This window comes from Microbispora sp. H13382 (assembly GCF_014161445.1).
Taxonomy (GTDB): Bacteria; Actinomycetota; Actinomycetes; order Streptosporangiales; family Streptosporangiaceae; genus Microbispora.
In genome coordinates this window covers 62,080-86,354 of sequence record NZ_JABBXA010000010.1, presented here as the reverse complement: position 1 = coordinate 86,354, position 24,275 = coordinate 62,080, and the positions used below count along the sequence as shown (strand labels likewise).

Annotated in this window: 24 protein-coding genes; 16 read left to right on the top strand and 8 right to left on the bottom strand. The window is 72.6% G+C overall.

Annotation, left to right across the window (positions count from 1 at the left end; genetic code table 11):
- The first annotated feature begins 124 nt into the window (after nucleotides 1–124).
- On the top strand, nucleotides 125–1,189 hold the full coding sequence (locus tag HHX41_RS21020) for an IS110 family transposase (protein ID WP_396794969.1): 1,065 nt from the start codon (nucleotides 125–127) through the stop codon (nucleotides 1,187–1,189).
- Between the two features lie 16 nt (nucleotides 1,190–1,205).
- On the opposite strand, the gene HHX41_RS21015 is transcribed toward HHX41_RS21020, so the two are convergent.
- Both HHX41_RS21015 and HHX41_RS21010 read right to left on the bottom strand, forming a co-directional pair.
- Entirely contained in the window at nucleotides 1,206–1,970 is a 765-nt protein-coding gene (locus tag HHX41_RS21015; RefSeq protein WP_182907352.1) for a TSUP family transporter, read from the bottom strand.
- 46 nt (nucleotides 1,971–2,016) lie between these two features.
- Nucleotides 2,017–2,901: a DUF2268 domain-containing protein gene (locus tag HHX41_RS21010; RefSeq protein WP_182907351.1), complete on the bottom strand. Its 885-nt coding sequence runs from the start codon at nucleotides 2,899–2,901 to the stop codon at nucleotides 2,017–2,019.
- A gap of 117 nt (nucleotides 2,902–3,018) precedes the next feature.
- On the opposite strand from HHX41_RS21010, the gene HHX41_RS21005 reads away from it, so the two are divergent.
- The 4 genes from HHX41_RS21005 to HHX41_RS20990 are packed head-to-tail and all read left to right on the top strand — an operon-like array spanning nucleotide 3,019 to nucleotide 7,353.
- Complete coding sequence (locus HHX41_RS21005; RefSeq protein ID WP_182907350.1) at nucleotides 3,019–3,972, top strand: hypothetical protein; 954 nt, start codon at nucleotides 3,019–3,021, stop codon at nucleotides 3,970–3,972.
- A gap of 27 nt (nucleotides 3,973–3,999) precedes the next feature.
- The gene (locus tag HHX41_RS21000) at nucleotides 4,000–5,313 is read left to right on the top strand and encodes an alpha-amylase family protein (protein ID WP_182907349.1); all 1,314 of its coding nucleotides are present in this window, start codon (nucleotides 4,000–4,002) and stop codon (nucleotides 5,311–5,313) included.
- Nucleotides 5,314–5,356: 43 nt separating this feature from the next.
- Nucleotides 5,357–6,709, top strand: a complete 1,353-nt coding sequence (locus HHX41_RS20995) for a sensor histidine kinase (protein ID WP_169988305.1) — start codon at nucleotides 5,357–5,359, stop codon at nucleotides 6,707–6,709.
- Nucleotides 6,706–7,353, top strand: coding sequence for a response regulator transcription factor (locus tag HHX41_RS20990; RefSeq protein ID WP_169988307.1), 648 nt, complete (start codon nucleotides 6,706–6,708; stop codon nucleotides 7,351–7,353). Before HHX41_RS20995 ends, HHX41_RS20990 begins: the two co-directional genes overlap by 4 nt.
- 135 nt (nucleotides 7,354–7,488) lie before the next feature.
- Here the strand turns inward: HHX41_RS20990 and HHX41_RS20985 are convergent, their stop codons facing one another.
- Nucleotides 7,489–8,265: a hypothetical protein gene (locus HHX41_RS20985; RefSeq protein ID WP_259401173.1), complete on the bottom strand. Its 777-nt coding sequence runs from the start codon at nucleotides 8,263–8,265 to the stop codon at nucleotides 7,489–7,491.
- A gap of 106 nt (nucleotides 8,266–8,371) precedes the next feature.
- Here HHX41_RS20985 and HHX41_RS20980 point away from each other — a divergent pair, with 106 nt between their 5' ends.
- The 3 genes from HHX41_RS20980 to HHX41_RS20970 are packed head-to-tail and all read left to right on the top strand — an operon-like array spanning nucleotide 8,372 to nucleotide 11,276.
- Nucleotides 8,372–9,415: a MoxR family ATPase gene (locus HHX41_RS20980; protein WP_169988311.1), complete on the top strand. Its 1,044-nt coding sequence runs from the start codon at nucleotides 8,372–8,374 to the stop codon at nucleotides 9,413–9,415.
- A complete protein-coding gene (locus tag HHX41_RS20975) occupies nucleotides 9,412–10,332 on the top strand; it encodes a DUF58 domain-containing protein (RefSeq protein ID WP_169988313.1) in 921 nt (306 codons plus the stop codon). The genes HHX41_RS20980 and HHX41_RS20975 overlap by 4 nt, the downstream gene beginning before the upstream one ends.
- Nucleotides 10,329–11,276 (top strand): VWA domain-containing protein, encoded by a 948-nt coding sequence (locus HHX41_RS20970; protein WP_169988315.1) that lies wholly within the window; start codon nucleotides 10,329–10,331, stop codon nucleotides 11,274–11,276. Before HHX41_RS20975 ends, HHX41_RS20970 begins: the two co-directional genes overlap by 4 nt.
- Before the next feature lie 51 nt (nucleotides 11,277–11,327).
- Here HHX41_RS20970 and HHX41_RS20965 read toward each other — a convergent pair whose 3' ends face one another.
- The 4 genes from HHX41_RS20965 to HHX41_RS20950 all read right to left on the bottom strand — a co-directional run bounded on the left by HHX41_RS20965 (nucleotide 11,328) and on the right by HHX41_RS20950 (nucleotide 16,408).
- Nucleotides 11,328–12,824, bottom strand: a complete 1,497-nt coding sequence (locus HHX41_RS20965; protein WP_182907347.1) for a M28 family metallopeptidase — start codon at nucleotides 12,822–12,824, stop codon at nucleotides 11,328–11,330.
- 339 nt (nucleotides 12,825–13,163) lie between these two features.
- The gene (locus tag HHX41_RS20960; RefSeq protein ID WP_182907346.1) at nucleotides 13,164–14,720 is read right to left on the bottom strand and encodes a hypothetical protein; all 1,557 of its coding nucleotides are present in this window, start codon (nucleotides 14,718–14,720) and stop codon (nucleotides 13,164–13,166) included.
- A gap of 291 nt (nucleotides 14,721–15,011) precedes the next feature.
- Complete coding sequence (locus HHX41_RS20955) at nucleotides 15,012–15,890, bottom strand: hypothetical protein (RefSeq protein ID WP_182907345.1); 879 nt, start codon at nucleotides 15,888–15,890, stop codon at nucleotides 15,012–15,014.
- Entirely contained in the window at nucleotides 15,890–16,408 is a 519-nt protein-coding gene (locus HHX41_RS20950; RefSeq protein ID WP_182907344.1) for an RNA polymerase sigma factor, read from the bottom strand. Before HHX41_RS20950 ends, HHX41_RS20955 begins: the two co-directional genes overlap by 1 nt.
- Nucleotides 16,409–16,577: 169 nt before the next feature.
- Between HHX41_RS20950 and HHX41_RS20945 the strand changes: the two genes are divergently transcribed.
- Nucleotides 16,578–17,198, top strand: coding sequence for a methyltransferase (locus HHX41_RS20945; protein WP_182907343.1), 621 nt, complete (start codon nucleotides 16,578–16,580; stop codon nucleotides 17,196–17,198).
- A gap of 7 nt (nucleotides 17,199–17,205) precedes the next feature.
- Nucleotides 17,206–17,757 (top strand): TrmH family RNA methyltransferase, encoded by a 552-nt coding sequence (locus HHX41_RS20940; protein ID WP_169988324.1) that lies wholly within the window; start codon nucleotides 17,206–17,208, stop codon nucleotides 17,755–17,757.
- 15 nt (nucleotides 17,758–17,772) lie between these two features.
- Here the strand turns inward: HHX41_RS20940 and HHX41_RS20935 are convergent, their stop codons facing one another.
- On the bottom strand, nucleotides 17,773–18,336 hold the full coding sequence (locus HHX41_RS20935; protein WP_169988326.1) for an EF-hand domain-containing protein: 564 nt from the start codon (nucleotides 18,334–18,336) through the stop codon (nucleotides 17,773–17,775).
- A 74-nt stretch (nucleotides 18,337–18,410) separates the two neighbouring features.
- On the opposite strand from HHX41_RS20935, the gene HHX41_RS20930 reads away from it, so the two are divergent.
- The 6 genes from HHX41_RS20930 (at nucleotide 18,411) to HHX41_RS20905 (ending at nucleotide 24,259) form a co-directional block, all read left to right on the top strand.
- Nucleotides 18,411–19,472 (top strand): SDR family oxidoreductase, encoded by a 1,062-nt coding sequence (locus tag HHX41_RS20930; protein WP_182907342.1) that lies wholly within the window; start codon nucleotides 18,411–18,413, stop codon nucleotides 19,470–19,472.
- On the top strand, nucleotides 19,469–21,142 hold the full coding sequence (locus tag HHX41_RS20925) for a fatty acyl-AMP ligase (RefSeq protein ID WP_182907341.1): 1,674 nt from the start codon (nucleotides 19,469–19,471) through the stop codon (nucleotides 21,140–21,142). Before HHX41_RS20930 ends, HHX41_RS20925 begins: the two co-directional genes overlap by 4 nt.
- Nucleotides 21,139–21,438: an acyl carrier protein gene (locus tag HHX41_RS20920; protein WP_182907340.1), complete on the top strand. Its 300-nt coding sequence runs from the start codon at nucleotides 21,139–21,141 to the stop codon at nucleotides 21,436–21,438. The genes HHX41_RS20925 and HHX41_RS20920 overlap by 4 nt, the downstream gene beginning before the upstream one ends.
- Nucleotides 21,439–21,551: 113 nt before the next feature.
- A complete protein-coding gene (locus HHX41_RS20915; RefSeq protein WP_169988333.1) occupies nucleotides 21,552–22,349 on the top strand; it encodes a glycerophosphodiester phosphodiesterase in 798 nt (265 codons plus the stop codon).
- Nucleotides 22,350–22,439: 90 nt separating this feature from the next.
- Nucleotides 22,440–23,789 carry an MFS transporter gene (locus HHX41_RS20910; RefSeq protein WP_182907339.1) on the top strand — a complete coding sequence of 450 codons (1,350 nt, stop codon included), beginning with the start codon at nucleotides 22,440–22,442 and terminating at the stop codon, nucleotides 23,787–23,789.
- A 125-nt stretch (nucleotides 23,790–23,914) separates the two neighbouring features.
- Nucleotides 23,915–24,259 carry an RNA polymerase-binding protein RbpA gene (locus HHX41_RS20905; protein ID WP_030509898.1) on the top strand — a complete coding sequence of 115 codons (345 nt, stop codon included), beginning with the start codon at nucleotides 23,915–23,917 and terminating at the stop codon, nucleotides 24,257–24,259.
- Nucleotides 24,260–24,275 lie beyond the last annotated feature (16 nt).

Sequence of the window (24,275 nt, the reverse complement as noted above, 5' to 3'; positions counted from 1 at the left end):
CGCCTGGTCCTAATTCAATAAGTCAGGAGCCTGGCCAGAGGCCCCTTCTCTGTCTTGTCCGCGTTGCCCGACTGGTGCGTGCCGCCCTGCCCACGGTCAAGAGCACAGGACGACGATGCCCTCCATTACATCCCACCGCGAGCCGGACTTTGACGTTGCCGGTGGCGTCGACACCCACCAAGACACCCACACCGCCGCTGTGATCGACGTTGTCGGCCGGGTGCTGGGCACCGAGCAGTTCCCGGCTACCTCCGTGGGGTATGAGGCCCTGCTGGCCTGGATGTGCTCGTTCGGGCGCCTGGGAAAGGTCGGGGTGGAGGGGACCGGGGCCTACGGGGCCGGGCTCGCCAGGCTGCTGCGTGAGCGGCAGGTGCAGGTGGTCGAAGTGGACCGGCCTGATCGCAAGACCCGCCGGTTCCAGGGCAAGTCCGACCCGATCGACGCCATTCAAGCGGCCAAGACGGCCCTGGCGGGCGAGCGGACCGGCCTGCCCAAACAGCGCGACGGGCGGATCGAGGCCGTGCGGAATCTGCGCGTGGCCCGCCGTAGCGCGGTCGACCAGCGAGCGGATGTCCAGCGCCAGATCAAGGCGCTGATCGTCACCGCGCCGAACGAGCTGCGCGAACGTCTGCGCGGCCTGCCTGTGGCCAAGCTCATCACGACCTGCGCGGCCCTGCGCCCGGACCGCGCCGACGCCGCCCAGCCGGTCACCGCCGCAAAGATTGCCCTATGCTCCCTCGCCCGCCGACACCAGCAGCTCACCACCGAGATTGGCGAGCTAGACGAGCTCCTGGAACCCCTGGTCACCAGTATCAATCCCGACCTCATCGCCGTCCACGGCGTCGGTCCCGACACCGCCGGCCAACTCCTGGTCACCGCGGGGGAAAACCACGACCGGCTCACCAGTGAGGCCGCCTTCGCCATGCTCTGCGGCGTCGCCCCCATCCCTGCCTCCAGCGGCAAGACCAACCGGCACCGCCTCAACCGCGGCGGCGACCGTCAAGCCAACTGCGCCCTCTACCGCATCGCCTTGGTTCGCCTGCGCTGGGATCCCCGCACCCGCGCTTACATGGAACGACGCATCCAAGACGGCCTGTCGAAGAAAGAGATCATCCGCTGCCTCAAACGCTACATCGCCCGCGAGATCTACCAGGTGATCACCAAAAACGATCATGAACGTGTCGCTTGACATCTATAGGAGCATCTCAGCTGAAGAACTGGTCGTACCCGAGCTTGGCGACCAGGGCGGCCACCACGCACAGCAGGACGACGCGGACGAACCCCGCGCCGCGGTTGAGCGCCATCCGCGCGCCGATCTGCGCTCCGGCGATGTTGCAGACCGCCATGGCCAGGCCGAGCGCCCACACCACATGGCCCTGCACGGCGAAGACGACGAGGGCGCCGAGGTTGGTGCCGGTGTTGACGACCTTCGCTGTGGCGGAGGCGTGGACGAAGTCCATCCCGAGGATCGAGGTGAACGCGATGAGCAGGAAGGTGCCGGTGCCGGGCCCGACGATGCCGTCGTAGTAAGCGATGCCGACGCCCGCCACCGCGACTCCCGCGATCGCCCGCGCACGCGTACGCAGGTGCGGGTGGGGCAGGCGGCCGAACCCCGGCCGCAGGGTCACGAACGCCCCCACCCCCAGCAGCACGACCATCACCAGCGGCTTCAGCACATCCGCGTCGAGCAGGGCCGCCGAGGCGGCCCCGAGTCCGGCGAAGGCCACGGCCAGCGCCGCGGCCGGCACGGCCACCGCCCGGTCGAGCTTCGTCTTCCTGGCGTAGGTGACGGCGGCCGACCCCGTGCCGAAGATGGCTGCGGACTTGTTCGTCGCCAGCGCCTGGACCGGCGTGAGACCGGCCAGGAGCAGCACCGGCAGTTGCAGCAGCCCTCCCCCGCCGACGACGGCGTCCACCCATCCGGCGGCCACGGCCGCGAGGAGCAGGAGCACGACCTGTCCGGCACCCATCCCGTCCCCCTTTTGCACCGGTTTGACCATGGCCCGACGAGCGAGCCTAGCGGGCGGCGGACAGCCCGGCGTTGGCCAGGATCTTCTGACGGGGCAACGTCGTGCTCTCGGCGGCCGTCAGCCCTGAGGCGGCGAGGTGCGCGTCGACGATCCGCAGCCCGACCGGGTAGCCCGCGTGGTCGGGCAGGCCGACGGGCGGCTGCCCCATCGACTCCGCCGTGGCGTCCCCGTGCACGTACGCGGCGAAGTTGTGCATGCCGGTCAGGTTCACGGCCTCGGTGATCGTGGCGTACGCCGCGTCGAGCGCGGGCCCGTCCAGGGAGGTGCTCCAGGGGCCGAGACCCTCCGGCCCGTACAACTCTCGGACGAACGCGTCGGCGAGCCCTTCGGAGACGATCTGCTCGCCGAGGGTGACGGTCGGGGGGTCCCAGACGACGTTCGAGTACCGGATGTTGTGGTTGAGCTCGTGGACGGCGCAGTGCCCGAGGCGGCCGACGTTGTCCTCCGTCGGCCAGACCAGCAGGTAGACCAGGCCCTTGCCGCTCATGCCGAGGTAGCCGTGGTTACGCCGCACCAGGTGCTCCGCGTCGGGGTCGCCGAGGACGACGTAGACCTGCAGCGTCTCGGGATGCCGGACGCCGGGCACGGCCTCGCGCTGGTGCTTCCACGCGCCGGTGAGCGCGTCGCGGACCTGCTCCCACACCCCCGCCTCGCGCATCCGCCGCAACGCGGGCAGGTACCGCTCGTCGTCCCGGTCGACGCGGAAACCGGACCCCTTGTGATGCATGCCGACGACGTCGTCGACGGGCATCCAGGGCACGGCGTCCCACATCGGCCGGAGCATGCCGGTGAGCGCGGCGGGCCGTTCCGCGAGGGGGGCGGCCAGCAGTCCGGCCATCGCGGTGGCCGTGTCGTGAACGATGATCTCCATGCCGCGACGCTAAGAGCTCACGCCACGTGAGGCTCAAGGGAGTTTCCCCCGCGCGGGGGATGCGGCTCCCGCCCCGTGGGGAGGCCCGGCGAGGATGCGTCCGCGAGCCTGTTGGTCATGGAAACGGCACATCATCACCGGGAGTCCCCGCCCGGGCGCACCGGCGCGCTCACCACAGCCGCCACGACGGTGGCCGGTCTCGCGCTGGCCGGCGCCGGGGCGAGCGGGATCGCCTTCGACGTCGTGGGCGGGATCATGGCGGGAATCGCGGCGGTCACCGGGGAGAGCGGAGTCGTCGACCTGGGCTTCGACCTGCCGATGGCCGCGGCCCGCGCCGCCGCGCTCGCCGCCGGCACGACACTCCTCGTGACCGCCGTACGGCGTCGCCGCCGCGCGCGCGGCGCCTGCGCACGCTGCGGCCGGCGGCCTGACCAAGGCGCGGCGGACCACGGCGCCGCGGTTCACGAAGGACGCGGCGACGCGGGCCACGCATCTCCCGCCGGCGGGGGCCGGGAGACGTGGCAGAGGCTGAGCGTCCGCGCCGGATACCTGACCGTGCTGCTCGCGGCGGGGTACGGTGCGCTGAAGGTGCAGTGGGGCCTCGGGGGCACGGTCGGCCTCTCCGATCCCCGCGCGTTCGGGGACGTGCACCTGTGGACGCCGGGGCTGGGCGACACCGGGGTGCTGGCGCTGATCGGCATGGCGCTCGGCCTCGGTTTCGCCCGGACCTGGCGGCCACCGCTGCGCATGCCGCGGTGGATGCCGCTGACCGCCGCCTTCGTGGGCAGCGTGATGCTGATCCCGGTCGGCGTCCTCGGCACGGGACTGCGTGTCGCGGTCGCCCTCGGCCTCGCGCGGCCGTCCCTGGAGGGGGTATCCCCCTGGGTGTTCGACGTCATCTATCCCTGGTTCCTCGCCTGGGGGCTGGCGATGGGAACGGCGGCCGCCGGCTACCACTACCGCACGCGTGGCATCTGCCGCGCCTGCGGACGGGGGCGTCCCGCCTTCGTACGGCACACCGGCACCGGGGTGCCGGTGGCACGAGAGGGGGCAGGGACGACGACACTGTGACCGGACGGGCGACGACGAGGAGCGGCTGTGACGTCATGGAGCGACCACGCGATCTGGTGGCATGTCTATCCTCTGGGCTTCACCGGCGCCCCGCTGACGGCGCCGCCCGAGGGAGCGCCGGTCCGGCACCGCCTGCGTCGTCTGGAGAGCTGGCTCGACTACGTCGTCGACCTCGGCTGCTCGGGTCTCCAGTTGGGCCCGATCTTCGCGTCGCAGACGCACGGGTACGACACGGTGGACCACTTCCGGATCGATCCCCGGCTCGGGGACGACGACGACTTCGGCCACCTGGTGGCGCAGGCGCGGCGGCGCGGGCTCCGGGTGCTGCTCGACGGGGTGTTCAACCACGTGGGCAGGGGGTTTCCGGTCTTCGCGCGGGCGCTCGCGGAGGGGCCGGACTCCCCCGCCGCGCGCTGGTTCCGTCCCGGTGACGGCGCCGGCGGCTTCGCCGTGTTCGAGGGCCACGACCAGCTGGTCGCGCTGAACCACGCGGAGCCCGCCGTGCTCGACCACGTCGTACGGGTGATGAGCCACTGGCTCGGCCGGGGCGCGTCCGGCTGGCGGCTCGACGCGGCGTACGCGGTGCCGCTCGTCTTCTGGCGGGAGGCCGTCACGCGGGTGCGGCGGGAGCATCCGGACGCCTGGTTCGCCGGCGAGGTGATCCACGGCGACTACGCGGCGTACGTGACCGAGGGCGGCCTCGACTCGGTGACGCAGTACGAGCTGTGGAAGGCCATCTGGAGCTCGCTCAACGACGGCAACTTCTTCGAGCTCGCCTGGGCGCTCGACCGGCACGACCGGCTGCTGGAGGTGTTCGCGCCGATGACGTTCGTCGGCAACCACGACGTGACGCGCCTGGCCAGCAGGCTCGCCGATCCGCGGCACCTCGGGCACGCGCTGGCCGTCCTGCTGACCGTGGGCGGGGTGCCGAGCGTCTACTACGGCGACGAGCGGGCGTTCCCCGGGGTCAAGGAGGAACGTGCCGGGGGCGACGACGCGATCCGGCCCGCCTTCCCGGACGGCCCGGGCGATCTGGCGCCGGACGGCATGCCCGTCCACCGGCTCCACCAGCGGCTGATCGGGCTGCGCCGGCGGCATCCCTGGCTGGCCCGGGCGCGCACGAAGGCCGAGCACGTCGCCAACACGGCCCTCGCGCTGCGCAGCGAGGGACCGGAGGGAGAGGTCGTCACACTGCTCAACATCGGCGACGACGCCTGCCGCTTCCCCGTGGACGTCTCCCGTCTGACCGTGGCCGAGAGCTCCGCCGGGGCGGATGACCCGGATGGCGATCCCGCCCTCGTGCCCGCGCACGGGTGGCGGGTGCTCGTCCACAGGCCGTGACCGGACGGCACGGCGTCCGCCGTCACTGCGGGACCATCGGAACATGAACAAGGTCCTCGCCCCGCTCATCGACAGGGCCACCTACCGCAGGTGGGCCTGCCTGATCGTCGGCGGGGCGCTGCTCATGCCCTACATGATGGCCGGAGAGGTCGTGACGGCGCTGTGGCGCCCGACGCCGGACGTCGGCGATCCGCTGCTGTCGGTGCAGCCGTTGATCTTCATCGGGGTGCTTCCGGTGGTGGCCGCCTCAGGGCTGTTCCTGCCGGTCCGGGCCTTCGAGGTCGCCGCCGCCCGCACGCTGCTGGGCGCGGCCGTCGAGACCCCGCCGTCCTCCGCACGGCGGACCTGGTCCGAACGGCGCCGGACCGCGGCGTGGTTCACCCTGCACCTGGCCGTCGGCGGCCTGGTGAGCGGGGTGACCCTGGCCATGGTGCCGTTCTCGGTCTGGCTGGCGGTCCTCCCGCTGGCCGGGGATCACCTCGGGCTGGTGGACCGCGGGATCCGCGCCGGCCGGGCCACGATGTGGGGTCCGCCCGCGGGGCTGGCCGTCCTCGTCTGCCTGCTCTTCCTCACGGCCGGCGCCGGGGCGCTGCTCGCCCGCCTGGCCCCTGTGTTCCTGGGGCCGTCCGCGGCCGACCGGCTGGCGTCTGCGCGGCAGGCCGCGCGCCGGCTCGCGGTGCGCAACCGGCTCGCCAGGGAGTTGCACGACTCGGTGGGCCACGCCCTCAGCGTGGTGACCGTGCAGGCCGCCGCGGCCGGCCGGGTGCTCGACCGGGATCCCGCCGCCGCCCGGGCCGCGCTGGAGGCGATCGAGACCTCCGCCCGGAGCGCGCTGGACGAGCTCGACCACGTGATCGGCGTGCTGCGGGAGGGCGGGGGGCGGGCCTCGCCGGAACCGTCCCTCGACGACCTTCCCGCGTTGCTGGACGCCGCCGGCCCCGGAGACAGGCCGGTCACCCGGCGACTGGGCGAGCTGTCCGGAATCCCTCCCGTGATCTCCCGGGAGGCCTACCGCGTCGTGCAGGAGGCGTTGACCAACGCGATCCGGTACGGCACCGGCCCCGTCGAGGTGGACGCCGGCGTGCGCGACCGCGTCCTGGAGGTGTGCGTGCGCAACGAGGTCCGTGCGCATCACAGGCGAGGCCTCACCGGGCCACGCCGGCGTGGCGGGAGCGGCGGCGTGACCGGCGGGGCGGGGCACGGGCTGGCCGGCATCCGGGAGCGGGTGACGCTGCTCGGCGGCCGGGTCGAGGCGGGAGGCGACGATGAGACGTGGCGGGTCGAGGTCAGGGTCCCGCTTCCGGGGGCGGACGCCGCCCGGCTCCCGGACACGCGTGCCGAGAGCGCGAGCGGGGACATGGACGAGGACTCCGGGGAGGGGCGGACAGGGGAATGAGCACGAACATCGGGGTCCTGCTGGCCGACGACGAGGACCTGATCCGCACCGGCCTGCGGATCATCGTCGAGTCCGAGCCCGGCCTGAGCGTCGTGGGCGAGGCGGCCGACGGCGCGGCGGCGGTGTCGCTGGCCCGCTCGCTCCGGCCCGACGTCGTCCTGATGGACGTGCGCATGCCGGCGGTCGACGGCATCCAGGCGACGCGGGCCCTCACGGCCGCCGAGGGCGGGCCCAAGGTCGTGGTGGTGACGACGTTCGAGAACGACGACTACGTCTACGAGGCGCTGCGGGCCGGCGCGAGCGGCTTCCTGCTCAAGCGGGCGAGGGCGGACGAGCTCGTCCAGGCGATCCGGGTGGTCGCGGCGGGCGAGTCGCTGCTGTTCCCCGGCGCCATCCGGTCGCTGGTCGCGGCCCGCGGCGCCACCCGCGCCGTCCCCGGCATCGACCGGCTCACCGCGCGTGAGGGGGACGTGCTGCGGCTGATGGCACGCGGCCTGTCGAACGCGGAGATCGCGGCCGAACTCCACGTCGGCACGGAGACGGTCAAGACCCACGTGGGGAACGTCCTGGCCAAACTGGGCGCCCGCGACCGCACGCAGGCGGTGGTCGCCGCCTACGAGTCGGGCTTCGTCTCCCCCCGCTGAACCGCCCCTGCCCCATCGCCGTCCGTGGCCCCTGGCCTTGAGCGACGGCCGGTGCTGCGCGGCCCGAAACTGGTGAACTCCTTCGGCTTCCGCGGCCACAACGCCTCGGTGGTCCTCATGACCGCCTGATCCGCGTCAGATCGGGCCGCGGCCGCCGAAGAGGTCGTCGGGCCAGGGGCTCTCGCTGCCCTCTCCGCTGCCGGACGGGCCGGGCGTGGGCTGCTGCGGCTCGGGCGAGGCGGGCTCGGGCGGCGGGGTGGGCACGAACTGCGTGTTCGGCAGCGGGCGGGGCGGCTCCTGCTCGTCCTCGCCGTGGAACAGCAGCATCGAGACGACCAGCAGCAGCACCAGCACCAGCGTGGCCAGCAGCGCCGAGGCGAGCACGACCGAGCGCCGGGTCGCCAACGGCGGCGGGGGCGGGGCGGGCGGGGCGGGCAGCGCGGGGGTGCGGTCGCCCAGCCAGTAGTGCACGAAGTCGGGCCCGTGCCGCCGACCCGTCAACGTGCCGGACACCGGCACCGGGTCGAGGAACCGCTCGGCCCCCGGGCCGTTCACCACGTACGGCACGGCCACCCAGGGCGCGGGCCCGTCCTGCATCGCCAGGACGGGAGGCGTGTCGGGGGGAACCCGGCCGCGCACCCGGTCCACCAGCGAGGCCCCCCACGCGCGTACGCCCGCCCTGACCTGTGTTTCTCTGATCGCGCTGCTTTGTGCGTCCTTGATCGCGGTGACGAACCGGTCCCTGGCGGCGGCGTCGAGGGCGGCGCCGCTGGACAGGACGGCCACCGACACCACCCGGCCGTCCGGCGCCTGCCCCAGGTAGACGAGCCCGGCCGGGGCCGTCCGCAGACGCGCCTGCAGCGCGAACGGCCCCACGTGGGGCGGGTCGCCGTACTGCAGCGGAGTGACCATCCCCCACATGAAAACACACGGGCGCGGCAGGGGGTGTGGCGCGCGCCGGGACGGGCAAATGGGAGAGAAATGGATTCTCCAGCCGAGTCACGATTGAATAACGAGCATGACCGTTGCCGATGAACGCAGTGACCCCGAGCCCGGCGAGGGCGTGACGGAGCAGGAGGAGGGCGAGGCCCGGCTGGACACCCTGCGGGAGGCGCTGGGCGAGGTCCGGCGGGTGATCGTCGGACAGGAGCACATGGTCGAGCGGCTGCTGGTGGCGCTGCTCGCCCGGGGACACTGCCTGCTCGAAGGCGTCCCGGGAGTCGCCAAGACGCTGGCCGCCTCGACGCTGGCCACCGTGGTGGGCGGCACGTTCGCCCGCATCCAGTTCACTCCCGACCTGGTGCCCAGCGACATCGTCGGCACCCGCGTCTACCACCCGAGCTCCGAGCGGTTCGATGTCGAGCTCGGGCCGGTGTTCGTCAACTTCCTGCTCGCCGACGAGATCAACCGCGCTCCGGCGAAGGTCCAGTCGGCCCTGCTGGAGGTGATGGCCGAGCGACAGGTGACGCTCGCGGGGCGCACCCACCCGCTGCCCCGGCCGTTCGTCGTGCTCGCCACGCAGAACCCGATCGAGTCGGAGGGCGTCTACCCGCTGCCGGAGGTGCAGCGCGACCGGTTCCTGTTCAAGGTTCGCGTGTCCCACCCGAGCGCGCACGAGGAGCTGGAGATCCTGCAGCGGATGAGCGTGCGCCCGCCCGTGCCCAAGCCGGTGCTCGACCCGGCCACGCTGGTGCGGCTGCAGGACATGGCCGAGGAGGTCTCGGTCCACCAGCTCGTGGCCGACTACGTCGTACGGCTCGTCATGGCGACGCGCGCCCCCGCGGACTACGGCCTGGCCGACCTGCAGGACACGATCGAGATCGGGGTGAGCCCCCGGGCGACGCTGGGCCTGATCTCCGCCGGGCGGGCCCTGGCCCTGCTGCGCGGGCGCGACTACCTGCTGCCCGACGACGTCCGCGACGTGGCGATCGACGTCATGTCGCACCGGCTGATGCTCACCTTCGACGCACTGGCCGACGAGGTGGACCCCGACGACGTCGTACGCCGGGTCCTGCAGGCGGTGCCGCCGCCGCTCGTGGTGTGGAACCAGGGCATGCGATGAGCGCGGCCAACCCCGACCAGGCGCTGCGGCGGCTGGAGCTGACGGTGGTGCGGCGGCTGGACGGGCTGCTCCAGGGCCGCCACCAGGGACTGATCCCCGGGCCCGGCAGCGAGCAGGGGGACAGCCGCGTCTACGTGCCCGGCGAGGACGACGTGCGCCGCATGGACTGGGCGGTGACCGCGCGCACGACGGTCCCGCACGTGCGGGACCTCATCGCCGACCGGGAGCTGGAGACGTGGGTGGTGGCCGACCTGTCGGCCAGCATGGAGTTCGGCACGGCGAGCATGTCCAAACGCGACCTGGTCGTCAGCGCCGTCGGGGCGATCGGGATCCTCGCGAGCCGGGTCGGCGACCGGTTCGGCGCCTACATCCTGTACGGCGACGACGTGCACCGCTATCCGGCCAGGTCCGGCCGGCCCCGGCTGTACGCTCTGCTGCACTCGCTGCTCAGCGCGCCGCCCGCGCAGGGCGCGGTGGACCTCGGGGAGGCTCTGGAGATGATGGCGCCGGCGCACCGCAAGCGCGGGCTGCGGGTCGTCGTCTCCGACTTCCTCGACTCGCCGGACTCCTGGGAGCCGCCGCTGCGCCGCCTGGCCGCGCGGCACCAGGTGCTCGCCGTGGAGATCATCGATCCCCGCGAGCTGGAGCTGCCCGACGTCGGGTTCGTCACCCTCGCCGACCCCGAGACCGGGCGCTCGCGCGGGGTCCAGCTGTCGCGCACGCTCAGGGAGCGGTACGCCGAGGCGGCGGCCGAGCAGCGCGGGTGGACCCGGGCGGCGCTGCGCCGGGCCGGGGCGGCCCATCTCGTGCTCCGCACCGACCGCGACTGGGTGTTCGACATCGCCGAGTTCGTGCTGCGGCAGCGGCGGGCCTCTCATCTGCTGCGCCGGGCCGCCGGCGGGAAGGCGGGCGCATGACGTTCCTCGCCCCCGGCTGGCTGTGGCTGTTCGTCCTGGTCGCCGCGATGGTCGCGGCGTACGTCGGGGCGCAGTTCGCGCGCCGCCGCTACACGGTGCGCTTCACGAACCTCGCGCTGCTGTCGCTGGTGGCGCCCGAACGGCCCTCCTGGCGGCGGCACGTGCCGGCCGTGCTGTTCCTCGTCATGATGAGCCTGCTGGTCCTCGGCGCGGCCCGGCCGGCCGGCGCGGTGAAGGTGCCCCGCGACCGCGCCACCATCATGGTCGCCGTGGACGTGTCGCTGTCGATGGAGTCGGCGGACGTCGCCCCCACCCGGCTCGTCGCGGCCAAGCAGGCCGCCCAGCAGTTCGTCAGCGACCTGCCCGAGCGGTTCAACGTCGGGGTGGTGGCCTTCGCGAGATCGGCCGCCGTGGTCATCTCCCCCACCACCGACCACGCCGCCGTGAACACCGCGATCTCCAGCCTGACCACCCGGCCCGGCACGGCGATCGGCGAGGCCGTGTTCAACTCGCTCGACTCGATCAGGTCGTTCGACCAGCGGGCGGTCACCGACCCGCCCCCGTCGGCGATCGTGCTGCTGTCGGACGGCGACAACACCTCCGGGCGGTCGGTCAACGAGGCCATCGACGCGTCGGTCGGCGCGAAGGTGCCGGTGTCCACGATCGCGTACGGCACGCCGGAGGGCACGGTGACGATCGACAACCGGGCGGTGCAGGTCCCGGTCAACAAGACCACGCTGAAGTCGCTGTCGGAGGGCACCGGGGGCCGGGCGTACACCGCCGAGTCGGGCAGCGAGCTGCGCGACGTGTACACGCAGATCGGCACCTCGCTCGGATACAAGGTCGTGCACCAGGAGATCACGCAGCGGTTCCTCGTCGCCGCGATCGTCGCGGGCCTGCTGGCGGCCGCCGCCGCGATCCTCCTGGGCGCCCGCATCCCCTGACCCACGGTCGTGCCCGTTCCCGGGGGAACGGGCACGATGGCGGATACGTCGCTAGCGAGTGATCCGTACGTCGTCCACGCCGGCCTCGACCAGGCTGGCGGTCGACTCGTCCCCGGCCTCGATCACCACGCGCACGGTCTGCCCGGCGAAGGCGGAGATGTCGGCGGTGGCCGTGCTCCACGCGCCGTCGCGGTTGGACGCGGCGCCGAGCTGCTGGACCACCGTGGCGGTGGTGCCGCCGACGATCCGGACGCGGAAGAAGTCGGCGCTGGTGGCGTTGCTGCCGTGCGCGAGGTACCACGACAGCGACAGGCTCAGCGAACCGGCCGGCAGAGTGATCGGCGGCGACTGGATGGAGGTGGTCCCGCCGTCGACGTCGTAGTCACCGGCCGAGGAACCGGCGAGCCTGCCGGTGACCAGGTCGTTGGTGCCGCTGACGGTGGTGCCGAGCTGCTTGGCGCCGCTGGACGACGTGGCCTCGGGGTCACCGCGCTCCCAGGTGCCGGCGGTCGCGGTGCCGGGGACGACGGTCCAGCCCTTGTCGGTCTCGAAGTCGTCCGACCAGACCGCGACGGGCGGGGTGGCGGTGGCGAGGGTCCACACGGCGTAGGCGATCGCGTCGGCGTTGCGGTCGAGCGCGGTGTCGTTGACGTTGCTCGTCGTGTCGCAGGACCGGTGGTAGCAGGCGTCGAACGCCTGGCCCGCCGTGCCTCCCCACAGGGACGCCTGGGCGCTGGTCTTGACGCCCTCGGCGCCGGTGAAGGTGCCGCCGGCCGGGATGCCGCGCGAGATGAACGGCCCGTAGTCGGAGCGTCCGTCGAAGTCGGTGCCGCGGGTCGGCACGCCGATCGAGGTGAAGTAGTCCTGCAGGACGCGCTCCAGCTGCGCCGAGCCCGCGGGACCGGGGCCCGAGCCGACGCCGTCGGAGTTGTCGCCGTCGTAGACGAAGTAGCCCGGGTTCGGCGAGCCGACCATGTCGAAGTTCAGGTACCCCTTGATCTTCGACCGTTCCGTGGTGGACAGGTTGGTGACGTAGGACGACGCGCCGCGCAGGCCGAGCTCCTCCGCGCCCCACCAGGCGAACCGCAGGTGCTTGGCGGGGGCCAGTCCCTGCCGGGACACCTCCAGGGCCGTCTCCAGGATCGCGGCGCTGCCGGAGCCGTTGTCGTTGATGCCGGGCCCGGCGGTCACGCTGTCGAGGTGGGCGCCGACCATGAGGACGTCGTTGGGGTCACCGCCCGGCCAGTCGGCGATCACGTTGTAGCCCGTCGCGCCGTTGTAGCTGAACGACTGGAGGGTCGTGGTGAAGCCCGCCGCGTCGAGCCTGCCCTTGACGTAGTTGGCCGAGGCCAGGTAGCCGGGACGGCCGTGGGCCCGGTTGCCGCCGTTGGCGGTGGCGATGCTCTGCAGCTGGGACAGATGCGCCTTGACGTTCGCCAGCGAGATGTTCGGCGGGGCGAGCGCCGATGCGCCGGAGGCGTGCGACGGCGCGGCGGGCAGCAGGGCGGCCGCCAAGATGGCGGCCAGCGTGAGCAGACGTGGTCTCATGCCGGTCCTCGGGGGGTGAGAGGGGGGTGGGCGGGCCGGGTCCGCCGGGGTGTGGCGTCGCCGGCCGGGGACGGGGGCGTCCAAGGGGGTGCGGCAGGGGATGCGGCAGTGCCGCCGGTATGCCAGTGCCGGGTGGCGCCTCCGTCGGAATCGAGGGGAGCGATTCTTGAATCGCTACCTTTGCGGAAGTTAACCCGTTCTGACACTTTCGCCTAGACCCGATCTGACGGACGTGCGCACGGAGGCGGTGAAAGTGTCAGAGAGGCCGCCCCTGTTCCCGATGATCACGTCTCCGGGTCAAGTGCCCGTGGTCAAGTGCCCATGGTCAAGTGCCCGTGGTCACGCGTCCGCGGTCGCTTCGCGGAGGGGCGCCTCGCGCCGGCCTCCCGAATGCCCGCCGTACGAGTGCCCGCCGCTGCGCCCAATGCCCGCCGCCACTTCCGATGCCCGCCGCCACTTCCGATGCCCGCCGCCACTTCCGATGCCCGCCGCCGCGCGCGGGGGCCGGGCGAGCGCCAGCCCCGCCGCCAGGCACGCCACGGGCACGGCGGGAAGCACGTAGCGGTGGTCGAAGTCGAGCACCGCCACCGGCGCGACGAGCAGCGTCACGGCGACCGCCCAGGGCAGCGCCGCCGTCCGCGGCCGCCGCACAGTGTCCCCCCTGCCCACCCTGCCCAGCCTGCCCACCCTGCCCACAGTGCCGGCGGCGCCCATGAGCAGGATGACGGCCAGCAACGGCCCGCGCAGGTAGGCCGGGTGCTGATAGGCGATGAGCAGGTCGGCGTACGGCCGGACGGACCGCATGCCGGTGAGATCGGGGTCGTACTCCCGTCTGGCCTGCTCGACGAGCGGCCGGCCGGCGGGGAGCGGCCAGGTCCCGAGAGCGAAGCCGAACGCGGGGACGGTGCGAGCCGGGTGGGCGACGGGGGTCCAGGCGAACGCGAGCGCGGTGTCCGTCACCACGTCGCGCAGGTAGTCCAGGGGCTGGGCGGCGATGGCGCGCAGCGCGAAGGCGCGCGCCCGGTCGTTCAGCGCGATGTGTCCGCCGGGGAGCCGGTTGAGGGAGGACTCCTCGGCCCACACGTACTCCCCCGCGGCGTCGAGGACGGTGCCGTTCGGGCACAGTGGCGCGAGGTCCGGCGGAGGCTGGATGACCGCGCAGTCCGCGAAGGTCATCGAACGGGCCCACAACGCCACTCCGTCCGTGCCGCTGACACCGAAGCGGCCGTGGAGCCCGCCGTACCACGTCGCGTACGCCGCGACCGGCAGCAGCCCGGCCAGGGCGAGCGCGGCGATCCGGCGCCAGGGCACGCGGCGGACGGCGAGCACCATCAGGACCAGCAGGATCAACGGCAGCGCGACCGTGCGGGTGAGGGTGGCGCCCGCGAGCAGCAGACAGGCGGTCGCGGCGGCGCGCGCGGACGGCACCGGCCGCCGGACCAGCAGGGCCGTGGCGGCGACGACCAGCAGGATGAACAGCGAATCGGACAGCACCGCGTGCTCGAGCCGGAGGAACGACGCGTCGAACAGCACCGGGGCCGAGGCGAGCACGGCGCCCCAGGCGGGCAGTCCTCTGCCACGGAGCGCCGCGTAGACGATGACGCCCGTCGCCAGTCCCATCGCGTGCTGCAGCACGACGACCAGCTCGACGCTGTGGAAGGGCAGCAGGACGCGCAGCAGCAGGGGGTATCCGATCGGATGGAACCCCTGCTCGGGCCGCAGGTGAACGGCGTTGTGCAGGTAGCTGAACGAGTCGTACCAGTACAGCCGGGCGGGCGGGTAACCGAGCATCGTGACCACCCTGAGCACGGCCGCGGCGGTGAGCGCGATCGCGAAGAACCGGTGGCGCCCGATCCCGGCGAGCACCGGGAGCAGGGCACGAGCGTATGCGGGCATGACGAGACCGTTCGTTGAGGGGAGATCCGGCCGGGCGGCGCACGGCCGCGGCAGTCGGGCAATGACTGTGGGCATGCCGGTGTCAGCGCTGGAAGACCGGCCGCTGAGGGCAGGGATGAAGGCCCGGGCGCCGCGCCGGATTCGGCCGCGACGCCGCCGCCGTGGCAGGCGCGGGGGGCAAGTGGCGCCTGGAGCGGAGCGCGGAGGGGCGCCTGGCGGTCCGCGCCGCGAGCGGGGCGCGGACCGCCAGGCCGACCTCAGTGACGCCGAGGTCTCAGGGACGCCGGAGTCTCAGGGATGCTCGGCGCAGAAGGCGTCCCTGGGCCGCGGCTCGGGGTTCGGGGTGGGGTTGACCAGCATGAGCGCCTGTCCCTCCGCGACCATGACCCCCTCGTAGACGTACCAGGAAGCCGGGGCGGACGGCCTGGCGCCCTTGGTGGCGTAGGAGGTGAACTCCGCCCGCACGCCGCGTTCCCGCAGCAGGGGCAGGACCTCCGCGACGGTCTTGTTGACGTAGTCCACGCAGTGGAAGGGCCGGCCCTCCATGTCGATGGCCTCCACAATCGCGTAGCGCTCCCCCGGCCGGGCGGTGCGGGTGAGCAGCACGGTCGCGTGCCCGCGGAAGTTCACCGGGACACGGAAGCCGATCGGGCAGCCGCCGAACCACTCGCACTCGCCCGGCGCCTTCATCACGGTGATGCCGCTGGTGTCCCGCGTGCCGTCGAAGCCGATCGCCCGCCCCGCCGAGCCCTCCGCCGTCGGCACGAGCCGCACCTCCACGTCCAGGCCGCGTTCGCGCAGTTCGCGCTGGTACGTCGCGGGAGCGGCGAACAGGTCCCGCACCATGACGACGTAGTGGTCGCCCTCCCGCCTGATGTCGAGCGCGGCGGAGGCGGGTGCGGGGCCGATGCCGGCCGCCCCGGGCACGAGCCAGCCCACGGCGAGCAGAACGGCGGTGAGCGAGACGATCGCCGGCACCAGCCGGGGGCCGCGCAGGATGGTCCGGGCGGCCCCGGTGAGCGCCTCCGTCACCCGCCGGCGGCGGGCCGCCGGAGCCGGGCCGGAGACGATCTCCTCCAGCAGTTCCAGGGCGACCGGCGTCATCCCGGGGCCGGGGGCCGGAGCGATGCCGGCGACGAGCCGGTGCAGGTCATCGCGGTCGTAGGTCATCACACCTCTCCTCCCGCCAGCGCCGGCACCCGGACGCCGTACCGGGCCACGTCCACCCCCGCGCAGGTCAACTCCTTGGTCAGGCGCTTGCGGGCCCGGTGCAGCCGGAGGCGGGCGGCTCCGCATGAGCAGCCGAGCACCGTGGCGATCTCCGCCGATCCCAGCCCCTCCCAGCTCGCCAGTGCCAGCACCTCGCGGTCGTCGGAGCCGAGACGCCGGAACGCCGCGCGTACGGCGTCGAGATCCTCGTGGTCCGGCAGCCGATCGTGCTCCTCCCGTTGGGCGAGTTCCGCGCCGAGTCTCTCGACGAGCGCGCTCCTGCGGGTCTCGGCCCTGCGGCCGTTGGCCAGCACCCGCCGGGCCACGCCGTACAGCCATAATCGGGCGGACGACCCGGCCGGGACGTCGCCGATGCGCCGCCACGCCGTGGCGAAGGTCTCGGCGAGAACGTCGGCGGCGTCCTCGGGGGTGTCCGTGCGGCGCCGCACGTATCCGAGAAGATCCGCGTAATGCGCCATATAGATCTCCTCGAAGCGACGCCTCGTGTCCGAGCGGGCCACCGATACTCCCCCTTCACCGCTTTATCCGCCATCTCGTACGTGTCCGGAAGGCCGGAAGTGTTTCAGCTCTCCCGCGTCCTCGCGGGCGCGGAGATCAGGGGTCCGCGACGTTGGTACGTTTGGGCACGTGGCCCATTACTTCGAGGAGAGCCCCCAGGCGGCGAGCCGGCCGGGCTCGGTCACCCTGGTCCTCCCCGACCTGCACCTGCGGCTGGAGACCGACCGGGGGGTGTTCTCCCCCGAACGCGTCGACGCGGGGACCCGGGTTCTGCTGGAGACCGTCCCGCCGCCCCCGGCCGAGGGCGACCTGCTCGACCTGGGCTGCGGCTACGGGCCCATCGCGCTGACGATGGCGTCGCGGGCGCCCGGCGCGACGGTCTGGGCCGTCGACGTGAACCGGCGCTCGGTGGAGTTGTGCGAGCGGAACGCCAAAAGCGCGGGCCTTGACAAAGTAAGGTCAGTGCACGCCGACGAGATGCCGGACGACGTCCGGTTCCGGGCCATCTGGTCGAACCCCGCCATCCGGATCGGCAAGGCCGCGCTCCACGAGATGCTCACCCGATGGCTCGACCGGCTCACCCCCGACGGCAGCGCCTACCTGGTCGTGCAGAAGCACCTCGGCTCCGACTCCCTGCAGCGCTGGCTGGGCGACCGGGGCTGGCCCACCTCCCGGCTGGCCTCGCGGTCGGCCTACCGCGTCCTGCGGGTCGACGCCCGTCCCGCCGACATCGAGACCCAGGAGCGATGACCGCCCGATGAGCACTCCCAACCCGCGCAGGCAGCTCAAGCCGACCGACGTCAAGCGGCTCAACCGCACCTGGCGCCGCAACACGGAGGGCCGTCTCGCGCTGATCCTCGAATCGGTGACCGGCCCCTTCAACATCGGATCGATCTTCCGTACGGCCGCCGCCTTCGGCGTGCAGACGGTCTGGCTGGCCGGCAACGCCACCCCGCCCACCAACCCCAAGGCGCAGAAGACCGCGCTGGGCACCGACCGGCTGGTCGAGTGGCACGAGCCCGTCCCGGTGGCCGAGGCCGTGCGCGCCGCCAGGGAGGAGGGCTTCCGGGTGGTCGCCGTCGAGCTGACCGGCGACGCCGTGCCGCTGCACGAGGCCAAGCTCGACGGCGACGTCTGCCTGGTGCTCGGCAGCGAGGACCACGGCTGCTCCCCCGCCGGCCTGGAGGCGGCCGACTCGGTGGCCTACATCCCCCAGGTCGGCAGGGTCGGGTCGGTCAACGTGGCGGTCGCCGCGGCCATCGCGATGGCGGAGACCCGGCGGCAGGAATGGGCGTCGGCCGCCGGGTAGCCGACGTACGGCGGCTCAGCCCTGCGCGGGGAGCGGACCGAACAGCCAGTTGCCGTGGCACTCCGCGTCGGAGCTGCGGAAGAACTGCTCGTTGGCCACGTGCAACTCCTGCCGGCTCAGTGAGCCGTTGCCGTCGAGATCGAGACGCTCGAACGCGGCGACGGCGTTCGCCTCCGACATGCGGAAGGCGCTCGCGGCCATCCGCAGGTACTCGGTCCGGGTGATCCTGCCGTCTCCGTCGGTGTCCATCAGGTCGTAGAAGGCGTCGGCGACCGGCGCGACATGGGTGTGGTAGCCCGTCTCGGGCTGGGTGACGAACCGGTCGAAGCCGGCCACGAACTCTTCCAGCTCGACGCGCTCGTCCCCGTCGGCGTCCATGGGCAGGGTCACCTCGTCCCACAACCTCGCGTATCGGTCCCGGACCCGCCGCGACTCCGTCGAGCCCGGCGCGAACCCGAACGCGTTCACCAGCCGGTCGGCCGAGGCGGTGTAGTCCATCTTGTCGACGGTCCCGTCGTCGTCCACGTCCAGGAGCGTGAACAGATGGGCCAGCTTGCGCTGCTGCAGGTCGTTGAGCATGCACCCTCCCGCGTTCAGTCACTGTGAGCGATCGTGACTTTACCTTCCGCTACCGCTTGTGGGAAGGTGCGTTGGTGCGCGTCCACGTGATCGACGGGGCCAACGGCTTCGTGGCCTCCCATCTCATCGGCGCCCTGCTGGCCCGGGGCGACGAGGTGATCGCCCTCGCCCGCGCGTCCGCGGAGGTGGTGCGCCGCCGGGTCGCGGACGCGCTGTGCTGCCTCGGCTTCGACGAGTCCCCGGCGGGCCGCCTCCGGGTGCGCGGGCTGGCGCTGGACGAGCCGGACCTCGGCCTTCCGGTCGCCGAGATCTTCGCCGAGCCCTGCGTCTACTGGCACGTCGCCGCGCTCGTCACCTTCTTCCCACGCCGGGAGGAGGAGCTCCTGAACGTGAACGTGACGGGATCGGCCAACGCGCTGTCCACCTACCAGCGGCACGCCCGGCCCGGCTCGCGCTACGTCCTCGTCGGGACGGCCTACCAGTGCGGACTCGACACCGAGGGCCCCGTTCCCGAGGACTGGCCGTCGCACGCTCCGCCGGACCGGTTCCGGAACTTCTACGAATACTCCAAACGCGAAGCGGAGATCGCGCTGGCGCGGTCGCGGTCCGCCCGCGAGGGCGCCGCCCTGGTGGCCCGGCTCGGCGTGATGGTCGGGCACTCCCGCACGGGGCGGGCGCTGACCGACTACGGCCTGTACGACTTCCTCCGGGTGATCGCCTTCTTCGCCCGGCGCACGCCCGGTGAGCGGGTCCGCCTCCCCTGCCATCCGGAGGCCAACCTCCATCTGACCCCCGTGGACACCACGGTCTCCCGGTTGCTCACGCTCGCCGCAGCCGACCGGGCGCGTCCGGTCTCCCACGTGGTGAGCGGGGCCACCGTGCCGGTGCGCGACCTGTTCGATGTGATCAACGCCCGGCTGCCGATCGAACTGGTTCCCGCCACCCCCGAAGAGATCCGCGACAGGCCGTTCGGCCGGTTCGAGGCGCTGGTCAACATGCGGGCGAAATACACCGCGACCTATTTCCGGCACCGCTACGACTTCGCCTGGCGGAACGCGGTGGCCCCGCCCGCCGTCACTCCCGCGACCCTCGACCGGCTCGTCTCCTGGTACGTACGGGAGGGGTTGCCCGAATGACCGACTTTGTCACCCACGTACGGAACCGCATCAGCGACGATCGTGAGTTCGTCTTCGTGCGCGACGACGGCGGCCGGAACCGGCTCACCTTCGCCGAGCTGGACCGACGGGCGCGCGCCACCGCCGTGTGGCTCGCCGGACGCGGCCTGACCGACCAGCCGGTGCTGCTGCTCTACCCGGCGGGGCTCGACTTCACCGTCGCGTTCCTCGGCTGTCTCTACGCCCGGGTGCCGGCGATCCCCGCCCCCCTGCCGGACGCGGGCACACCGCACGCGAGCCGCGTACGGACACTGATGCGGGACGCGGGCGCGCGGCTGGTCCTGACCGATCCCGCGCACGCGTCCGGACTGTCCGGTCTTTCGGCCCGCGTGGCCGACGCCGCCACCGCCGATCCGGACGCCTGGACTCCACCGGCCCTGACCGGCGGCACCATCGCCTACCTGCAGTACACCTCCGGCTCGACCAGCGACCCGCGCGGAGTCGAGGTCTCACACGGCAACCTGCTGCACAACCTGGAGTTGTTCCGCTCGCTGGCACGGGAGAGGCCGGTACGGCGACTGGCCGGGTGGCTGCCTCACTACCATGACATGGGCCTGGTCGGCCTCCAGTTACAGGCGCTCCACGCGGCCGCCGACCTGGTGTTCATGTCACCCGCCGCGTTCGTCGCGCGGCCGGTGCGCTGGCTGGAGCTGATCAGCCGGCACGGCGCGGACTGGACCGTGTCCCCGGACTTCGGGTACGCCTGGTGCACGCGCAGGATCACCGACGAGCAACTCGCCGGCCTGGACCTGTCCACGCTGACGATGGCCCTCAGCGGAGCCGAGCCGATCCGGGCCGGCACGCTCGCCGCTTTCGAGCGGCGTTTCGCCCCGGCGGGCTTCCGCCCGACCACCTGGAATCCCGGTTACGGCCTGGCAGAGTGCACCCTGATGGTCACCTGCGTGCCGCAGGGGCAGGGCGTGACCGTGCGCCGGTTCGACCCCTCCGCGCTGCAACGGCACCGGGCGGTCCCGGCGCCCGAAGGGACGCCCCTGGTCGCCTGCGGCCCGGTCTCAGGGCTCGATCTGCGAATCGTCGATCCGGGCGGCTCCGGCCCCGTCGCCGACGGCGAGATCGGGGAGATCTGGGTGGCGGGCCCCAGCGTCGCCCTCGGCTACCGGGGCCGCCCGGCGGAGACCCGCGCCACCTTCCGGGCGGGCGATCCGGCGCTGCACGGCCGCTGGCTGCGCACCGGGGACCTGGGGTTTCTGCTCGACGGCCAGCTCTACGTGACGGGACGGATCAAGGATGTGATCATCGTCAACGGCCGCAACCTCTACCCCCAGGACCTGGAGGAGGCCGCGGCGCGGGCCAACCCGGCCGCGGGGCGCAGCGCCGCCTTCGGCGTCCGGCGCGACGACGGCGGGGAACACGTCGTCCTCGTCCAGGAGGTGCGCCGGGGACAGCCGGGGGCCCTCGGCGAGACGGCCGGCCGGGTCATGGACCAGGTGACGCGGGAGTTCGGCATCCCGCTGAGCCTGATGCTGGTGCCTCGTGGCGCGGTGCGGCAGACCACCAGCGGCAAGCTACGCCGCCGGCACATGCGAGAGCTGTTCCTCAGCGGACGCCTCGCCCCACTGCACGCCGAACTGGAACCCGCGGTCAACGATCTGCTGGAGACCGTCGCATGAACGCCGCCTCCGAGCCGATGCCCCCAGACGACCTGCGCCGGTGGCTCACCGAGCGGGTGGCCGCCTATCTCGGGCGGCCACCCGCGGAGATCGACGCGACGGTGAAGCTCCGCACGTACGGCCTGGACTCGATCCACGCGCTCAGCCTGTGCGTCGACGTGGAGGAGGCCGTCGGCCTGCTGGTCGAGCCGACGCTGGCCTGGGATCACCCCACGATCGACGACATCGCCGCACACCTGACCGATCTCCTGTCGCGGGATCGGCCCCGGCGAGAGCCGGCGGCGGACACGGAGTGAACCGCGACACGCAGAGGCACCCCTTCGATCCCGAGCATGACAATGGACTCTTGTGACGCAAATGTTCACCTACGTGCGCTGACTGTACGGCCGGGACCCGGCATACTCCTCTCGTGCACCGCCGTTTCGCGTTCCTCGACCACCCCGGCCCGCTCGCCTTCGCGCACCGAGGCGGGGCGGCGGAGGCCCGCGAGAACACGATGGAGGCGTTCTCCCGCGCGATCGAGCTCGGATACACCTACCTGGAGACCGACGCGCACGCGACCGCCGACGGCGTCCTGCTCGCGTTCCACGACCGCACCCTCGACCGCGTCACCGACCGCACCGGCCGCATCTCGCGACTGCCCTACCGCGAGGTGCGCGAGGCCAGGATCGGCGGCCGGCACGAGATCCCGCTGATGGAGGACCTGCTCGGCACCTGGCCGGAGGCGCGGTTCAACATCGACGTCAAGGAGAGCGCCGCTATCGCGCCGCTCGCCCAGGCCATCCGCCGCACCCGCGCCTACGACCGGGTGTGCCTGACCTCGTTCTCCGACGTGCGGCTGGCCCGCGCCCGGCGCGCGATCGACCGGGAGGTCTGCTTCTCGCTCGGCCCGCGCGGCCTGGCCGCCCTGCGCACGGCCGCGGTGGGCGGCGGGTACGGCAGGCTGCTGTCCGGGCTGGCCCGCGCGGGGGTGCCGTGCGCGCAGGCGCCCATCGGGTTCCGCGGCCTGCGGGTGACCACCCGCGCCCTCGTGCGCACCGCGCACGCGATCGGCATGCAGGTGCACGTGTGGACGGTGAACGACCCGGTGACGATGGCCCACCTGCTCGATCTCGGCGTCGACGGGATCATGACGGACAACGTCAGCGGCCTGCGCGACGTGCTCAAGTCACGCGGGCAGTGGCACCCGCGCCCGGCCGCGCCGTGACGCGCTGACTCCGCCCCTCGAACCCTGCCCGTCGGACCCCTGCCGTCCCCCGACCGATCGTACGACCGCCCACCCCGGCGAGGAGAGAACATGACCGCCCCCCAGGTCGTCCACGAGGAGATCCCCGAGGCGCGGCGGCGCGAGCAACGCGGCTGGTACTGGTACGACTGGGCGAACTCCGCGTTCCAGACGACCGTCCTGACCGTCTTCCTCGGGCCGTACCTGACGTCGATCGCGACGACGGCGGCGGGCGGCGCGGGCGGCTTCGTGTCGTTCCTCGGCCTGGACCTGCGGCCGAAGGCGTACTTCACCACGCTGGTGACGATCTCGGTGCTGCTGCAGATCGTGGTCATGCCGATCATCGGCGCCGTGGCGGACCACACGGGACGCAAGAAGCAGATCCTGGGGGTGCTCGCCTACCTGGGCGCGACGGCCACACTCGGCTTCTACCTCGTGTCCGGTGACGCCTATCTGCTCGGCGGCGTGCTGTTCCTGGTCGCCAACGTGGCGTTCGGCGCGTCGATCGTGGTCTACGACTCCTTCCTGCCGCAGATCTCCGGCGCGGAGGAACGCGACGCGATCTCCAGCAGGGGGTGGGGCTTCGGCTACCTCGGCGGCGGCCTGCTGCTCGCGCTCAACCTGGTCGTCTACCTGTCCGGCGCGGTCGAGGAGGGCCTGGCGGTGCGGATCAGCCTGGCCTCGGCGGGCCTGTGGTGGGGCGCGTTCACGCTCATCCCGATGCTGCGCCTGCGCAACCGCCGGGTGCCCGTCCACGAGGCGACCGCGGCCCGTGCCGTGGCCGGCAGCGTCCGCCAGCTCGGCCGTACGATCGCCGACCTGCGGCGCTACCCCCGCACGCTGCTGTTCCTCGCGGCCTACCTGGTCTACAACGACGGCGTGCAGACGGTGATCGGCTTCTCCGCCACGTACGCCGACCAGGAGCTGGGCCTGAGCCAGACGCACCAGATCGGCGCGATCCTGATGGTGCAGTTCATCGCCGTCGGCGGCGCGCTCGGACTCGCGCGGCTCGCGGCCAGGATCGGGACCAAGCGCACGGTCCTGGCCAGCCTGGTCGTGTGGACACTGGTGGTGGGCGTGGCCTACTTCCTGCAGAAGGGCGCGGCGATCCAGTTCTACGCGATCGCCTTCGCCATCGCGATCGTCATGGGCGGCACGCAGGCGCTGTCACGCTCGATGTACTCCCTGGTGATCCCGCCCGGCCGGGAGGCGGAGTACTTCAGCCTCTACCAGATCAGCGACAAGGGGTCGGCGTTCCTCGGCTCGCTGGTGCTCACGCTGGCGCTCCAGCTCACCGACAGCTACCGCACCGCGATCGTCTCGCTGGTGGTGTTCTTCGTCATCGGATTCGTGCTGCTCACCGTTGTCAACCTGCCCCGGGCCATCCGTGAGGCGGGGAACGAGGTGCCCGAGCACATCTGAGACCACTGGGACGGAAAAAGCGCGATTGGATCAGGTCTCGGCTGGGAATCCACACACGGTATCAGGCGTTGTACGCGGTGGCGAACGAACCCCTCGAAGGCGGGGACCTCAGGAGGCTTAAAGACATGGGCGAGCGTGCACTTCGCGGTACCCGGCTCGGCGCGACCAGCTACGAGAACGACCGCAACACCGACCTGGCCCCGCGCCAGGAGGTGTCCTACACGTGCCCGAAGGGCCATCTCACCACCGTCCCGCTCGCCGTCGAGGCCGAGATCCCCACGACGTGGGAGTGCCGTCACTGCGGCAGCCCGGCGCTGCGGGTGGACGCGGAGCAGCCCCAGCAGAAGAAGGCGAAGCCCCCGCGGACCCATTGGGACATGCTGCTGGAGCGCCGCTCGATCGAGGACCTCGAAGAGGTGCTGAACGAGCGGCTCGCCATTCTGCGCGAGCAGCGGCGCAAGAGCGCGTAGGACGCCGACGACGCCC